This window comes from Butyricimonas sp. Marseille-P3923, from assembly GCF_900184685.1.
In the GTDB taxonomy this organism is placed as follows: domain Bacteria; phylum Bacteroidota; class Bacteroidia; order Bacteroidales; family Marinifilaceae; genus Butyricimonas; species Butyricimonas muris.
Genome location: NZ_FXXL01000007.1, coordinates 34070 through 51106, shown reverse-complemented (window position 1 = coordinate 51106; position 17037 = coordinate 34070). Strand labels below are relative to the sequence as shown.

General features: G+C 43.2%; 12 protein-coding genes. 2 read left to right on the top strand and 10 right to left on the bottom strand.

What is annotated here, in order from left to right:
- Positions 1-48: 48 nt before the first annotated feature.
- The 9 genes from CS948_RS11685 to CS948_RS11645 all read right to left on the bottom strand — a co-directional run bounded on the left by CS948_RS11685 (position 49) and on the right by CS948_RS11645 (position 11465).
- On the bottom strand, positions 49-606 hold the full coding sequence (locus CS948_RS11685) for a hypothetical protein (RefSeq protein ID WP_141560941.1): 558 nt from the start codon (positions 604-606) through the stop codon (positions 49-51).
- Between the two features lie 7 nt (positions 607-613).
- Positions 614-2086, bottom strand: coding sequence for a RagB/SusD family nutrient uptake outer membrane protein (locus CS948_RS11680; protein ID WP_176555035.1), 1473 nt, complete (start codon positions 2084-2086; stop codon positions 614-616).
- Between the two features lie 11 nt (positions 2087-2097).
- The gene (locus CS948_RS11675; protein ID WP_176555034.1) at positions 2098-5460 is read right to left on the bottom strand and encodes a SusC/RagA family TonB-linked outer membrane protein; all 3363 of its coding nucleotides are present in this window, start codon (positions 5458-5460) and stop codon (positions 2098-2100) included.
- Between the two features lie 105 nt (positions 5461-5565).
- Entirely contained in the window at positions 5566-6735 is a 1170-nt protein-coding gene (locus tag CS948_RS11670; RefSeq protein ID WP_099291922.1) for a FecR family protein, read from the bottom strand.
- A gap of 92 nt (positions 6736-6827) precedes the next feature.
- Positions 6828-7379, bottom strand: a complete 552-nt coding sequence (locus CS948_RS11665; protein ID WP_141560940.1) for an RNA polymerase sigma factor — start codon at positions 7377-7379, stop codon at positions 6828-6830.
- Between the two features lie 22 nt (positions 7380-7401).
- Positions 7402-8982 (bottom strand): lytic transglycosylase domain-containing protein, encoded by a 1581-nt coding sequence (locus CS948_RS11660; protein WP_099291920.1) that lies wholly within the window; start codon positions 8980-8982, stop codon positions 7402-7404.
- A 10-nt stretch (positions 8983-8992) separates the two neighbouring features.
- The gene (locus CS948_RS11655) at positions 8993-9706 is read right to left on the bottom strand and encodes a DUF5683 domain-containing protein (RefSeq protein ID WP_255301985.1); all 714 of its coding nucleotides are present in this window, start codon (positions 9704-9706) and stop codon (positions 8993-8995) included.
- A gap of 8 nt (positions 9707-9714) precedes the next feature.
- On the bottom strand, positions 9715-10605 hold the full coding sequence (locus CS948_RS11650) for a ParB/RepB/Spo0J family partition protein (RefSeq protein WP_099291918.1): 891 nt from the start codon (positions 10603-10605) through the stop codon (positions 9715-9717).
- A gap of 89 nt (positions 10606-10694) precedes the next feature.
- A complete protein-coding gene (locus CS948_RS11645; protein WP_099291917.1) occupies positions 10695-11465 on the bottom strand; it encodes a ParA family protein in 771 nt (256 codons plus the stop codon).
- A gap of 144 nt (positions 11466-11609) precedes the next feature.
- Here CS948_RS11645 and CS948_RS11640 point away from each other — a divergent pair, with 144 nt between their 5' ends.
- Both CS948_RS11640 and CS948_RS11635 read left to right on the top strand, forming a co-directional pair.
- Positions 11610-12326 (top strand): DNA alkylation repair protein, encoded by a 717-nt coding sequence (locus CS948_RS11640; RefSeq protein WP_099291916.1) that lies wholly within the window; start codon positions 11610-11612, stop codon positions 12324-12326.
- A 51-nt stretch (positions 12327-12377) separates the two neighbouring features.
- Positions 12378-14240 (top strand): ABC-F family ATP-binding cassette domain-containing protein, encoded by a 1863-nt coding sequence (locus CS948_RS11635; protein WP_099291915.1) that lies wholly within the window; start codon positions 12378-12380, stop codon positions 14238-14240.
- A gap of 70 nt (positions 14241-14310) precedes the next feature.
- Here CS948_RS11635 and CS948_RS11630 read toward each other — a convergent pair whose 3' ends face one another.
- On the bottom strand, positions 14311-16971 hold the full coding sequence (locus CS948_RS11630; RefSeq protein ID WP_255301984.1) for a zinc-dependent metalloprotease: 2661 nt from the start codon (positions 16969-16971) through the stop codon (positions 14311-14313).
- Positions 16972-17037 lie beyond the last annotated feature (66 nt).

Genomic DNA, 17037 nt, shown 5'->3' with positions numbered 1-17037 from the left:
CTTTATGGACTTTATGAACCAGAGGGTGTGTTAAAACACACCCTCCCGTCACCAACTCCATTGAGTAAACTTAGCCTTTCCTCTATAAAATCTCGAATCCAAAATCTTCACTTCATCATTCGGCACGATCTCAAAATGCAAGCAAAATGTTTTGGACCAAGAAGATCCGAAATCAACATCCGGATCACGCAATAGTATCACCGGCACCAATATACTTGAAGTATGAGGCGGTATCACGTAATATTCCTCCATCCGGGGATCATCAAAAGCTACATAATTCACACCCGGAACAGCTACCGTCGCTATCCCCGTGTAATAAGAAGAACTATCTATCGAAGACAAGACACTTTGTTTTAGGGCAAATTTCCGTTCTTTTCCACTCACATTTCCCATGACGTCAATCTTGTACCAAAGAGTATCCGTCTCTTGAGAAAGGGATAAATACCCTGTTTTATCAGAATTCGGATAAGGATCCGCATCGAAAGGTCCTGCTTGATCATAATAAAAATGAATGCCATCAGGTCCGTTATACGTGGAAGGAACTTCCGCTTTTTCACAGGCACCCCATAAACAGGCACCCCATATCATCATTAATATCTTTTTCATAACTTCATTATTTTACATTCAAACTTTCAGCTTCCGGAATCGGCACGATATATTGATCCTCCGAACAATCCGACGTTGCCCCAAACATACGTCTCACGTTATTCCGTTTATACGTAAAGAAATTTTGTCCTTCAGCCACGTATTCCCTGATACTCTCTAACATAACACGCTCTTGGCGATCCGCATCGGTTAAAGGGACATACTCTATATTACGTGCAGAACAATATTCCTCGTACAGAACATTCGCCTCATCCAAAGGCCCACACTCCATCATAATGAAATAGATTTCAGGTAAACGCATAATCGGAAAATTATCCTTGCAATTGTTCGTGGAATTCGCTAAAAATTGGCTGAATTTATTAATAGTAATAGAAATCACCTTATATTGTTCCAGTATACTTCCATCTGGGGCATACCATGTTCCGCTTCCCGTTTTCCAAAAATGCTGGTAACGCAAATCATCTGCATAATTTTCACCATACAACAGTTCTCTATAACTCACGTCATTAGTTGCAGCTAATCTTCTTGGAGCCCATAATGAAGTACTAAAATCGAATTGATCACACTTCACCCCGCAGATATGCTCCGAATAATGCGACAAATCAGTCGTGTAAAAACTATTCACATCATCATCCGGAGTAGTTAATTTGAATTGTAATTGTGCCCACGACTCTTCCGAATCCTTAGCATCCTTCACCAACCTTGCGTAACGCACGGCTTTCTCTTCTTCTCCGTTCCATAAAGCCACGCGAGCCTGCAATCCCAACACGCCATAGTAATTTATACGACTCTTACGATAGGACCACTCGTACGAAGTCGATTCTGTATAAGAAATATTAGTAGTTAACACCGGATCGTATTTCCCCAGCAAAAACTCTGCACTATCTAAATCTGCCTGCACATATTCTATAAATTGGTCAAAAGTATGATACTCGTAATTCTCCGGATCATTCACCCGCACGTAGGGTAAATACCTCTTTCCCGCATCCACTTTAGAAGGCACGGGTCCATACACTCGCAGCAAATCGAAATGACAACAAGCACGCAAAGCAAAAGCTTCCCCCCGTACAATAGCATAACACTCGGGCGTAATCTTACCTTGATGAGCAACCATTTCATTAAGCAAGGAATTCAAATTAGCAATAATGTTATAAGATTGTAAAAAAGTACTTGCATTAACGTCCTTTTGAGAATCTGTATCCTCATAAATATGATTTGCCCATTTCTCCCCGTCCGAATTTATCGTATAAAGATAAGTATTAGCCATATTTTCCACGATACTTGTTCCCCCCAAAGATCCCGAAGGTCCATAAACATATTGTGCGAGCATGTATGCTCCGTTCAACCCGTATTTCACGCCGTTATCCGTTTGGAACAACGTCTCTGTAGTCATCGATGCTTCCGGCTGCACGGTCAACCAATCGGTACAAGCACACAGCATCATACTCAACCCTACCGTGTATATAACTTTTTTCATCATAAGTTTGAATTTTAAAATGTACATGAAATCGAGAAATTCGGATTAACCGAGAACGGATAAGCCGTTCCTCTCTCTCGCTCGATCGTGGAAAAATAAAAAATATCCGATAAAGAAGCCGAAATAGATAAACTTTCCAATCCAGTAGCTCTCTTGAACCAATTTTGCGAGAAAGAATAGGAAAGATTGATATTGTTACAACTGAACACATTATCTTTACATACGAAAGCATCACACGTGAACGTACTTAATCCGGCATAATCACCGTGCTTATTTTTATAACGCGCTTGATCGCCCACCTGTTGCCAACTGTGTTTCATCATCCGACGATCCATATTAAACGTCGTAGTCGCATTCTCACCTTTCGCTAATTCCGTGAAATTTACTGCTTTCCCTCCCCATTTCATACCAAAACCAATTGTCATGCTAAACCCTCCATAGTAGAATGAGGTACCGAAAGTTCCGTTCAATTTAGGTTGAAGATTTCCCAAATAAACCAAATCATCAGAATCCTGTTCCAAGGTGGTAGTAACCCCATCCGCCTTTAAAAACACACGCTGCCCCGAAGTCGGATCAACACCTACCGTCCGCAATCCGTAAATAGCATCCAAAGAATAACCTTCCCGGTATTTCAAAATATCCGTACTATTACTCATTCCTTTATTATAGCCCTCTATCCGTTTCTTATATCCTTCAGACAATTTCACTACAGTATTTTTCCGCTTGGAGAAAGAGGTAAATAATCTCCAGCTAACTTTTTTTTCAGTATTCCGGTATAGCAGCACATCCACGTTTCCATCCCATCCTTCATTCCGTATTTTTCCGACATTCCCCATGATACGTTCAAAACCATGTGATATCGGTAGTCCCATCTCCGTCAATGTATTATTGGTCAAATAATTATAATAATTCAACGAACCGGTTACACGACTGTTAAATAACTTCAAGTCCAAACCAACATTATGCTGGTAAGTATTCTGCTGCTCCAAATCCGGATTGGCAAACTGCCCTAACGTCCAAGCGATTCCCCCCAAATAAACATTGGACGAATTTCTTTTGAATACCTCCATGGATACCTCCGGGCTTGCAAACATATTCCCCGTAACCCCAAAAGAGTAACGGAAACGCATCTCGTTGATAAACGGCAAATGCTCTTTCACGAACATTTCATTATTCACCATCCATCCCGCTCCCACGGAATAGAAATATTGGAAACGACTATTCTTGCCATAAGAAGAACCTCCATTATAATTGATAGAAAAATCCACGAAATAACGTTGGTCATAATAATAGTTAGCCGTAGCAATCAAGGAAGCCCGACGTACAGTACTTTCACTACCGTTTGTCCCTCCCGAACTCGGGTAAGACATCGACATTCCGGGATGACTGACATTAGAAGATATGAATCCGGTGGCAACCCAATTAACGTCATCGGAAATCGTCTCACTCAATTCCCCGTTAATTCCCAAGGTTACCATATGTTTCTCCGAAAAAATGTTATTATAATTCAACATTAAACGCATTTGCCACATGGTTTCTTCCCCCTCACGTCTCCCGTAAGACCCTTTCCGTTCAACCTCTGTCACGTATTCAAAATTCTTATGTTCCGGTGGCGTAAAACCGTCATATCTTGTATTTTTAAAATTCAAGCCGAATGTCGCCTGTGCCTTCAAATTTTGATTAATCGTAAAATCAATCGCCGTATTGCTGCGCAAATTCATGTATTTCGTTTTATTCCATACCCCCACCGCATGATCATACAATGGATTATCGATAGGCCCGTAAGAAGAAGACGGATGATAGAAATAGTCCACCGGTTTCCCGCTCTCGTCATACGGTTCCCAGTATCTATTCATTTGTACATAATTACTAAACTTTCCGTAAGGAGAATCTTGATTTCTATTAAAACCGACACTAAGACTTTGGCGTATATTCCATTTATCTTTACGGTACCCCAATTGCATCGTTCCGTTAAAATTCTTACGTTCCGATTCTTTCATTACCCCTTTTACATCCTCATACGACAAACTCAACATGTAATTCCAGTTTTCTTGATTTCCCATAAAACGCAAAGAATGATATTGTCCCACCCCCGTGCGAGTAGGCACTTTCAACCAATCGTAATTCCGGCCGGCAGCTATAGCAGCTTCAATCTCGTCGTATGCCTCTTGGTATGTTTGCCCGTTTGGCAAGTAAGATTCCAAGTTATCCCATACCCCATATATCTTTTCCATCTCAAATTTCTCGGAAGCAGTCATCAAGTTATCGTAAGTACTGAGATCCGGGATTTGCAAATTCAATCGTCCCTCATACGACACGGTAAGAGCCCCCGCAGTTGCCAGGGTTGTCGTGATGACAATCACCCCGTTAGCTCCCCGGGAACCATACAAGGAAGTGGCGCTTGCATCCTTCAAAATTGTAATATTCTCGATATCATTCTGATTCAAGTCCATTACACGTTCTAGATCCACCTCAAACCCATCCATAATAAACAACGGTTGATTATATTCCGGATGCCGGGTCTGAGATTCCAAATCCGAAAGATCAAGCATAGTAGATGCTCCCCGCAACTGTATTTCAGGTAACGTGTTCGGGTCTGACCCCATATTATTGTTCTGAACGATCAACAAACTGGCATCAATATTCGCCAACGTTTGAATCAAATTTCGAGAAAAATTTGTTTTCAAATCCTCCTTCGTGATTGCCGTCACCGCTCCCGTGAAACTCTCTTTGGGTTTGTTGAATATACCTGTTACAACCACTTCATCCACCTGTTGAAAATCTTCCTCCATCACTACCCGTAAGGTATCCGTCGTTGCTGTAAAATTCACTACTTTCTTTTTGTATCCCACGAAAGAAAATTCCAGCTTGCCTTCCTGTATCGGCAGATCAATAGCGAACCACCCCATCGTATTCGTCGAAGTACCCAAGGGAATCCCTGCCACTTTCACCGTCACACCCGGTAACACGTCTTTGTTCTGCTCATACACGAATCCCTTCACTCGCAATGATTTCAATCCCACATCATCCTTCCGCGGAACAATTAAAATTATTTCCCCTTGTGCAATAGCAACCAAACGAGTTCCTTGCAACACGGCTTCCACGGCTTTAATAATCTGAACGTCCTTTAGCTCCAAGGACACTTGTCGAACTTCCTTTTCAAGTTCTTCCCGCTTGTAACTGACCGAATTTCCACTCAAACGATTGATTTCCTTAATCGCATCAAGAACAGTTACCTTGTCCAATTTCAACGAGATTAATTTACCATTCTGCTGCCCGAATACCAAGGGCGAAGTAAGCATCATCCAGACCAGAAGACTGATTCCTATCACAGATAATCGCCTACACGAAGCAGAAAACATCTTCGGATGTTTCATTTCACGATTTTTTTGCATAGATTTGTAAAACATTAAATTAATAATTTCTTGGTTTTCCAAGAGGTTGAATGACCGGGGCATCTTCCACATGCCACCGGTTATTTTTTAGTATATATACACTGTCGTTTCTTTAATCTCGAAACGGGGACCTCCCAACAATGTCAATGTACTTAACACGCTTCCCAAATCCTCGTTACGATTAATTTTCCCGGTAAAGGTATGTTTCACGTTCCGGTCGCCCCGCCACTCGTAAGTCACGTTGTACCAACGTGCCAACATACGCATCACACTCTCCAAATCATCATCATCCAACATGATAATGCCATCCCGCCAAAGCGATTGTATATCCATGCTTACCTTTTTCACCGAAATATCATCAGCCCCCACTTCCCAATTAGCTTGCATCCCCGGTGCCAATACTTCCTTCAATGAAGTTTGTTCCACGGACACCTCTACCCGCCCGGTAAACAAAGTAGTCTGTATTGTAGGCTCATCGGTATAAGCCATGATATTAAACGAAGTCCCAAGAACACGGGTCCGCATCTCTCCCGCCTGCACGACAAACGGGTGCAACGAGTCGGGAGTCACTTCAAAAAAAGCCTCTCCTTTCAAATCGACCACCCGATTTTTCCCTGTAAATTTCACTGGATAACGTAACTCCGAATCGGAGTTCAAAAATACTTCCGTCCCGTCACTCAACACCAACGAATAAATACCTCCGCGAGGCACCACTATCGTGTTGTACTCCATGACAGTATCCTGCATCTCTTTCTTCATCTCGTACGCCACTTGTCCCGTCCGGATATTAATACTCGTACCAGATGTGGCAACCGAAGTATCCCTATCTCGCAAGGCAATCTTCTGCCCATCGTTCAGAATCAACAATGCCTGTGTCTTTCCCGGCTCTATGACCGCCATCCGTACAACTGTTTCGTCCTTGCCCGCCCGTTGCAACCCGAACCACCAACCAAGCCCCAGTAACAAGACCATTCCCGCTGCATATGCCAACCAAGTCCTCCTCCCGATAGATTTTCTCTCCCTCGTAAGCCGCTCCAAACGCCGCCACTGTTCTTTCCGGTCAGACAAACGCACGATATCCTGAAATTCCTCGTTCTTCTTCCCGCCCGACACTTGTCTGAACAATTCCTCGTGTTCCTCGGATTCCTCCAACCACTCCCGCAACCGCCTTCCCTCTTCCTCGTCCAACATCCCGCCTCCCAACAGCTTCTTCACCACGACATTCGCAATACCTATTTCTTTTTCTATATCACTCATAGTATATCATTTTTCCGTAAACTACACCCTATAATTGCGTAACTCGGAAAAGCGGGTGAATAGAAATGCATTTTTTTGTTTTTTTTACAAAATCACCCCACGGACAAGAAAAGCAACAACGCCCTCAAATGTTTCAACCTCTCTCTCAACGTCTGGTATCCAACCTTTTTCAAAGTCTTCACCGTATTAGGAGAAACACACATCTCTTCGGCTATTTTTTCGACAGTCATATCCTGCATACTTAACTCGATAACCCGTCGTGTTTGAGCGGGAAGTTCACGAACGGCTTGTTGCACCTGTCCACAGATTTCGGCAGTAATTAAAACATAATCCCCGGTAACGCTCTCCTCCCATTCGATACTTTCAAGAATACGTTTCCGATTGGTTGTATCGCGCAGAAACGCCAATATTTTGTTTTTGATAACCGTGTATAAATAGGTCTTTACCGCTAACAAATTATAAAAGTTATTCCGGTTATTCCAATACAAAACAAAAGCCTCCTGAATGATATCTTCGGACTGTTCTTTATCGTGCAACATCTTGTACACGTAATAAAACATCCGCTGATATAATCCCTCGTGAAGCTCTCCAAATGCCACACGATCGCCCTTGGAGATTCGTTTTATATGTAAGTCATCAAGCACAACTTTATAGACTTTCGTCCGATTATATCTTTATCTTTAATTTCTGTCCCGGTTTCAAGTTCTTCACCATCTTCTCGGAAAGCCCGTTCCATTTCATGATATCCCGGTTGGAAACACCCGGGTATTTTTTAGCTATACTCCACAAATTATCTCCCCGTCGAATCGTGTAATAAAAGAACTCACCTTCAGCCAACGATTGGGTTTCCACTTCCGAGTTGGCGGCAACCCCCGCGTACCGGGTATTAACCTTTGACTGATAATGTGCCACTTTATCTTTAGGCACGTAAACCGTCAATTTTTGTCCTATATTAATACGGTCTTTTGTCATCCCGTTCCAATACTTCAAATCAGACAACCTCACGTTGAATCTCTCGGCTATCTTCCCGATAACATCCCCGCTTTTCACCGTGTATATCAGTTTGGCTTTATTACTCGGGGCTGCATGAGCGTGAGCGTATTTCTTGAAACGGCTCTTCGGGTCGGCAGTACGGTCACTGTCATTAAAATAAGAATTACGGTTATAAGCAAAAATCGTATCCTGTTTGTCGATAAAATTCGCCACGTGATTATAAGGCATCCGCAAACTATAACTTTTCCCGAATCCGGCAGGTACAATATCCGAACGGTATTGTGGATTCAAATCCCGAATCTGCTCCACGGAAACATCCATCAACTTTGCCATTTGCTCAAAATGCAAGGCGTCAGAAATCATTATCGTGTCACACATGGTCGGCAACTCGTTCTCCAGAGGGAATATATTATGCTCCTCGTGATAATTAAACGTGTACATCGCCGCTATAAAAGCCGGCACGTATCCGCGAGTTTCCCTAGGCAAGTGAAAATAAATATCCCAGTAATTCTTCTTGCTACCGGAACGACGGATAGCCTTATTCACGTTGCCCGGTCCGCAATTGTAAGCAGCAATTACCAGAATCCAGTCCTCGTATATCTTGTACAAATCTTTCAAAAAACAAACAGCCGCCTCGGTCGACTTCACCGGGTCACGACGCTCGTCAATAAAAGAATTGATTTCCAACTTGTACATCTTTCCAGTCCCGTACATGAATTGCCATAGTCCGCAAGCCCCTGCCCTTGAAAAAGCCCTCGGGTTCAAGGCACTCTCTATCACGGGCAAATATTTCAATTCTTGAGGTAACCCCTCCCGATCCAAAACTTCCTCGAAAATAGGAAAATAATAAGAACTCAAACCTAGCATGGCACCCACTTGAGCCCTACGCCTCACGGTATAAAGTTCTATATAATTACGCACGATATCATTATATGACAACTTAATCGCGGAATTCAAAGCATCCAACCGGTTCAAGTAAACCGAATCGGGAACAGCCGGACCGCTCTCGTACCCCATAAGGTAAACGGAATCCACGTAATTACCTTCCTCCAACCGCGTCACATACCATTTACCATACAAATCATCCAATCGTTCGATAAACGCTCCCGGGATAGAATCCACGAGTAGAACAGGAGCCGATAATTTCAATCGTGACGGCGGTTCAAGACGCACTTTCAATGAATCGCGATCACTTTCACCAAATACCGTGTTACAACATAAAATAGCACATACCCACAAAAATAAACAACGCATGTTTTTTCCTTTAAAAATTAAATGTTAGTGTTAATCCCACGGTACCCCCGCTGACAGGCGAGAATCCGGTAGAAGGTCGGACATTAAAAGATATATCATCATTTACCTCGAAATCATAGAAATGCGCGAATACCGTCGCATCAATAATCTGAATCAAATATATACCTCCCGAAACGATATATAGCAAATCCCGATTTCGTTTATAATTATCTTTCTTCGTTTTCAATTGTTCCTGCAAACGCTTCCGCTGACTGGAATTAAATGCCTCTGCCGTGCTACCGGGCCTCATTAATTTATCCCAACTGGCGTTCGCCGGATAGGGTGTTTCAGGATCTTTCTCCAAAGCATTCAAGTAATCCGTGTAGTCCACGAAAGCATTCCGGTACTTTTTAAAATACTTCATGTTCCACGACAAACCGTAAACAGTAGCCCCAATCCCCCCGTACAAGATTGGCACTTTCCACCACTGACCGTTATACACCTGAGCCGAACCCGGGAGTATCATTGCCATAATGGTTGCCTTCTTGGGAGAATGTGGCTTCTTATCTTCCTTCAACGAGGATTTTAAAATCTCCGTTCCCTCGAATGATAAAGAATCCGTCTGAATAATCGTATCTCGCGAAGTAGCAGGCAACTCCACGCGATAATACTCCGACGCTTTTATTCCCGTACCAATCAGCAAAACCGGGATGATCAAAACTATGTTCTTTAAAATCCTTCTCACTACAAATTCTATTTCTTATCCATCTTATCCAGTAACTCCACGATACGTTCCAGTTCGCTGTCGGACTTAAAAGATATAACTATTTTTCCCCGCCCTTTCTCATTACGTTTCAAATCCACTTTCGTGTCAAAATAACGTGCCAAATGGGATTGCAACGCCATATAGTCGCCTATCGGTTCACGCTTCCGTTCAACCTTTTTCTCTTTCGCTTCCTCCGGTTGCATCAGTTCCCGCACAATCTCTTCCACCTTCCGGACAGAAAAATCATATTTCAGGATTTGCTCGAAAATCATATTTTGCGTTTCCGGGTCCTCGATATTAATAATGGCTCGGGCATGTCCCATGCTGATCTTCCGATCTTTAATAGCTAACTGTATCGGGGCAGGAAGTCTCAACAAACGCAAGTAATTGGAAATCGTGGTTCTCTTTTTACCCACGCGCTCGCTCAAAGCGTCCTGAGTCAAATTGCACTCGTCAATCAAACGCTGGTATGAAATAGCGATCTCGATAGCGTTCAAGTCCTCGCGTTGGATATTCTCTATCAACGCCAATTCCAACATCGACTCTTCCTCCACTTTCCGGATATACGCGGGGATAGTTTCCAACCCCGCTAATTTGGAAGCCCGGAAACGACGTTCTCCGGCAACAATTTCATATTTCCCTTCCTCGACCTCTCTCACGGTGATCGGTTGCACGATGCCGATAGCCTTTATAGAAGCGGCAAGCTCCTGTAAAGCCTCTTCATCAAAAATAGTTCTCGGCTGGTTCGGGTTCGGACGGATATCACACAGTCTCAACTCTTCCTGTAAAGCAGAAGAACCGCCCCTCGGCTTAGACTCCTCGGCAGCATCCTGCAACAACGCACCCAATCCCTTACCTAATGCACTCTTTTTCGCCATAACCTTTATAATTTTAGATTTATGATTTATGATTCATTCATTAGCTCGCATTTTCAATCATAAATCGCAAATCATAAATCATCAATCTCTTAGTTTTTTTTATTCTTTTCCAGTAACTCGTTTGCCAAACTCAGGTAATTTACCGACCCGCGGCATTCTGCATCGTACAGAATAACAGGCTGCCCGTAACTCGGGGCCTCGGCAAGCTTCACGTTCTGTTGAATCAAGGTCTCGAACACCATATCTTCAAAATGCTTTCTTACCTCTGCCACCACTTGATTGGACAAGCGCACGCGACCGTCATACATGGTCAGCACGAATCCCTCGATTTCCAAAGCCGTGTTCAAACGTTTCTGGATAATCTTGATCGTGTTCAACAATTTACCCAACCCTTCCAACGCGAAATATTGACATTGCACCGGAATCATCACGGAATTAGCCGCCGCTAAAGAATTGACAGTCAACAACCCCAAGGAAGGAGAACAGTCTATTAATATATAATCATACTGCTCTTTTATCCCGGCAAGCATCTTCGCCATAACGCTCTCTTTCTCGTCAAAATTCAGCATCTCCAACTCGGCTCCGACCAAATCAATATTTGACGGTAATAAAAATAAATTCTCGATATCTGTTTTTAGAACGGCTTCCTTCGGGTCCAACCCGTCAACCAGACACTCGTAAATGGTCGCCTTCAGTTCTTTCAAATCATACCCAACACCCGTTGTCGCGTTTCCTTGAGGGTCTGCATCTACCAACAAAACTTTCTGCTCCAAGACAGCCAAACTAGCTGCCAGATTCACAGACGTCGTTGTCTTTCCCACCCCTCCTTTTTGATTCGCGATAGCTATTATTTTGGACATAAAATTCACTTTTTACGATTATGTGGTAAAAATACAATTAAAAAGAATACACACCCCTTTTTTCGTCATTTTTTTAATAACAACGGGCGCTTTTTTACTAACATTAATTACCTTTACCCCGAGAATTAAAGACGAAGAGGGAAAATGAGAAATACCACGGAAGAAATTATAAATGAAATAAATAAATACCGGGATAAAGAGAAAGCAGCTTTCCTGCCTCGTTTCTTCAAAACGGGAAAAGGGCAATACGGGGAAGGCGATCAATTTATCGGGGTTGTTGTGCCCAACGTCCGCATCGTGGCGAAAAAATACATGGATACCGATCACGATACACTCCGGGAACTACTGGCCTCCCCCGTGCACGAGTATCGTTTGGCAGCTCTCCTGATATTGACTTATTATTACGCGAAACATAAAGACGATGCATCCAGAAAAGCGTGCGTCGACTTCTATTTAAGCCAAATCGATGCCATCAACAACTGGGACCTCGTTGATTTGAGTTGTTACAAAATATTGGGACACTGGCTGCACAACAAAGACAAACAGCTCCTGTACGATTGGGCGCACACCGACCACCTCTGGAAACAACGCATTGCCATGATATCATGCATGCACTTCGTGAAACACGGTGAATTCAAAGACGCACTGGCTATCGCCGACATTCTCCAACACCATTCTCACGATCTCATTCACAAGGCGGTCGGGTGGATATTACGGGAAACAGGCAAGGAAAACGAACAACTATTGACGGATTACCTTATCCCCCGCTACAAGAGGATGCCCCGCACCATGTTGCGCTACGCCATCGAACGCTTTGAAGACCCCAAGCGCAAAGCCTTTCTCCTAGGGGAATACAAATGACAATCTCATTTTCAATCTTAAATCTAAAATCATTAAATCTAAAATTAATTCATGGTTAGTTTTTTACAAGTTGATAGTCTGAGTAAACGTTTCGGAGAACATCTATTATTTGAAAATATAACGTTTAGTATTGCCCAAAATCAAAAAGTTGCCCTAATCGCTAAAAACGGTATGGGTAAATCCACCTTGTTACGCATCATCTTCGGTCAGGAAACCCCGGACACGGGTACGGTTATTTTTAGAAATGATGTTTCACTCGGATTCTTGGAGCAAGATCCCGAATTAAATCCCGAGAATTATGTTTTCGAGGAAGTTTTCAACACGGAAAATCCCACGCTAAAACTGATCAAAGCATACGAACAAGCTGTAAAAGATAACGACACGTCAACACTGGAAGAATTAATTCCACAAATGGATGCTTTACAGGCATGGGATTATGACTCCCAGATCAAACAAATATTATCGGAATTAAAAGTTGACAAATACACCCAACGCATCAAGGAACTTTCCGGCGGACAAAAGAAAAGAGTCGGTCTGGCAAAAGTACTGATAAGCAACCCGGACTTCTTGATTCTGGACGAGCCTACCAACCATCTGGACGTGGAGATGACTGAATGGTTGGAAGACTATCTGGATAAGACCAAAGCCACCCTTCTCATGGTAACGCACGACCGTTATTTTCTGGATAGAGTGTGTGACAAAATTGTCGAGATTGATGATTTCGGTATCTTCTCGTATGACGGCAACTACTCGTACTACCTCGAAAAAAGAGAAGAACGCATTGAAGCCCGCAATGCATCAATCGACAAAGCCAAGAACCTTCTGCGCACCGAACAGGAATGGATGCGCCGTATGCCGCAAGCAAGAAGCCACAAGGCAAAATACAGAATCGACAATTTCTATAAAATCAAAGAAGTCGCCTCGCAGAACATCTCCGAACAACAATTGGAACTGGACATCAAGGGGCAACGGCTAGGCAAGAAAATTCTGGAACTGGAACACGTCAATAAAAGCTACGGGAACCTGAGCGTACTGAAAGATTTCACGTACAAATTCGTGCGGGGCGAAAAAATCGGTATTATCGGTAGAAACGGCGTCGGGAAATCCACGTTCCTCGACATCATAACCCGCCAGATAGAACCGGACAGCGGAACCATCGAGATCGGGGAAACCGTGGTCTACGGGTATTACAAACAAGCGGGTATTACCTTCAAAGAAGACGATCGCCCTATTGACATCGTCAAAAACATATCCGAGAAAATTGACCTCGGCAACGGACGCATCATGTCAGCCTCCCAATTCCTCGAATATTTCCTATTCCCGGACAAACTGCAATATTCACTCGTTGCCAAGCTCAGCGGGGGTGAACGCAGGCGGTTATACCTTTTGACCGTGCTTATGAGTAACCCGAACTTCTTGATTCTGGACGAGCCTACCAACGACCTCGACATCATGACCTTGAACGTGTTGGAAGAATATTTGCAATCATTCCAAGGCTGCCTGATCATCGTGTCGCACGACCGATTCTTTACCGACAAAGTGGTTGACCGAGTATTCGCTTTCGAGGGTGACGGTGTCGTGAAAGACTTCCCCGGGAATTATACCCAATATAAAAACAAAAAAGAAGAACTCCTTCGCAAACAAGCCGAAAAGAAAATCCCCGCCGCCCCCAAGCCCGTCCGGGAGAAAGAAAAAGTACGTAAACTGACCTTCAAGGAAAGGCAAGAAATGCAACAACTGGAAACCGATATGGAAAACCTGAACGCCGAGAAATCCAAACTGGAAGATGCTTTAAATTCCGGTACGCTAGGTGCGGATGAACTGGTCAAATCCTCCCAACGCATCGCCGAAATTATTGATATTCTTGACGAAAAAGAAATGCGCTGGCTGGAATTGAGCGAAATTGAATCGTAAATGTTTTCCCAATAGCTAAAAAAGGCTGTTCATTTTATTTTGAACAGCCTTTTTGTTTCCATGATTAAAACTATTTACTAACTTGCTTAACAGCCTCCGCCATAGATATCAAACTTTCATAGTGTACTCTATCATCGCGATTAGCAGCCCCCACTTTACTCTTCAATAAAGTAACTACCCGCTTCAACATCGCTTGATTGTAACCGAAAGTTTCATCAATCATACCTATTTCCACCTCTTCCTGGAAAGGACTGGCAGCCTGCCCGAACTGAACAGGTAACAATTTCCTAGCTACAGTTCCCACTCCACTCTCTTGTTCCATTTCCTGTAAATGACGATACATCTCATCCATGAAACTTTTGGAGAATAAATTGTATGCCATAATCTCCTCTAAAGAAGGATTTAAACTTTTAATTGCCCGCGTATTCTTAATATAGTCAGTGCAGGTAACACCCATTCTATTAAAAATATTCTTCTGCAACAATTTTTCCTCTTGATTCAATTTCTTTCCTTGTATAGTCGGAGCGAAAACACCGGCATACAAATCATCGTAATAATCGCCAATCGTGTAAAGATTCTTATCTTGTGAAACATGAGAAGAGAGAAGAACCATCGCCCTTTTGCTTTCAATCACCTTGCTCACGGCAGCAATGATCTTTGCAGACGGGTACACGGCTAACTTTGTTTTATTAATCAATTCCGGACGATCGATCCACGAGCTATTTCTCAACTCTTTCAACACCCATGCCAACGCTTCTTTTTGTTTCGCACGTGCTACCGATTTCACGGCTTCACCGGCTGTTCCGTCTTTCACTTGCGACAAGTAAACACCTCCAACCTGATACAACGCGTTCAACAAGTAACGCGTGTATTGCTCTTGAATTCCAGAATAAAGTTGCATCCGGTGAGAGAAATCCGGGTCATCTGAAATCCACTCGTTCAAGTGGTTCAAGATATACTTCAAGTTCTTTATCCCGTAGGTTCCTGCCTTTACGGGATCATCACCTAAATCTTCCTCCAACGCGCTCGGGTCTATACGGAAAACCAATTGTTGACGCCCGTAACGATAGCAAGGGTCTCCGGCTTTCTCATCAATCCATTTCTCGGCGATTTTAGATTCCTCCCACATATCCTTGGCTTCCGGCACAGGAGAATACAACCATTTAATCACGTAATAATCATACACGCCAAGATCGGGAGGTGTCAATTTCACCCCTTTATCTCCCGGTTGCGCTACATAATTGAAACGAGCGTAGTCCATGATAGAAGGAGTTGTCCCGTATTTTTGAGTGAAAGAGGCGGAACGCAACGAATCCACCGGAACGGAAGCCGAAGCAGACATGTTATGCAACATACCCAAGGTATGACCTATCTCATGCGTGATAACATACGTGAGCGATTCATCAAAAACATCTTTCGGCATCTTAACGGCACGCACACGAGGATCTACTTGCGCCGTCTGAACGAAACGCCAGTTATTAATCAACTGAACAACATTATTGTAAACAATCACCGAAGCGTTAATAATCTCCCCGGTAGTCGGGTCCACCCAAGAGGGTCCCATGGCATTTGCCTCCGCGTTGGGGCAATAACGGATACAAGAATATTTCAAGTTATCGGGATCAAAATTCGGGTCATCCTTCGGGAAATCCTTTGCCACCATCACGTTCTTGAAGCCGATCTTCTCGAAAGCTTTATTCCAATTCAAAACAGCCGCTTTAATCGGACCTCTCCACTCGTCCGGGAATGCGTCATCCACGTACCACACGATCGGTTTCACGGGTTCTACAAGCTCTCCGCGCTTCCACGCTTCCATGTCTTTCGGTTCTACCCTCCAACGATTAGCCAAAACATAAGTATCGAAACCGTCCTTTTCTTGGGATATCTTCCGGATAGGGAACTGCATTCTCGCACTCGCCGAGTTCAACGAGTAAAAAATTCCGACTCGGGAATCCTGTACACGAGGTCTCATTTTAGAATCCGGCAACAAAAGAAAAGTAATCACGGAACGAGTCGACACTTGTCCTAAAGGTATAGCCCCGAACAACGTCATATATTGAGCCTCCACGGGTTGAGCCACTTCCAACGATGCGTTATCTTCAAACGCTTTCACGCCTTCAAAAGTAAATTTACTTGAAACCGGAGAAGAAGTGAGCAATCCGCCACTAACTTTCGGGGCAAGCTCCTTACTATCTTTTATAAATGAAGTCACTTCAATCACCACGGCAGAACTATCCGCATTATACGAGTGAACGGAGAACGATTTTGCCGGAATATCGATATAACTTTTCTCCATGGCTTTCTTCACCCACTCTTTATCCTCTCCCATCGTGGCAGCCAAATTAGGCTTGTTGAACACGATAGACGAATCTTTCTTCACCACGCGATAAAGAACAGGCTCATTGTATTTATACCCCACGTTAAGCAACAATGGTTCAGAGGTGGCAGACAATGTTCCTCCTACTAATATATCACGCCCCATGTACTTCAACGGGTATTCCAAATAAATCTTCTGATCTATTTTATGAATGGTCAAGAAATCACCTTTCGCGGTAACGATTCCCGGACTTTCCATCAACTTTTCGTACTTACTTTTCCTCTTAACAGGCTCTTTCACCTCTTCGGTTGACGCTTTTTTCTTCTTCTTTTTGAACAATTCCCCTGCATAACTCTCTCCGGTTGCAAGCACAAGCAAAGCCAACAACAATAAAAATGAAGACAATTTTCTCATTTTTAATAATTTAAAATTAAACATTATGATTACATAAAATACAAACTTCCATATTTCAAGACGCTA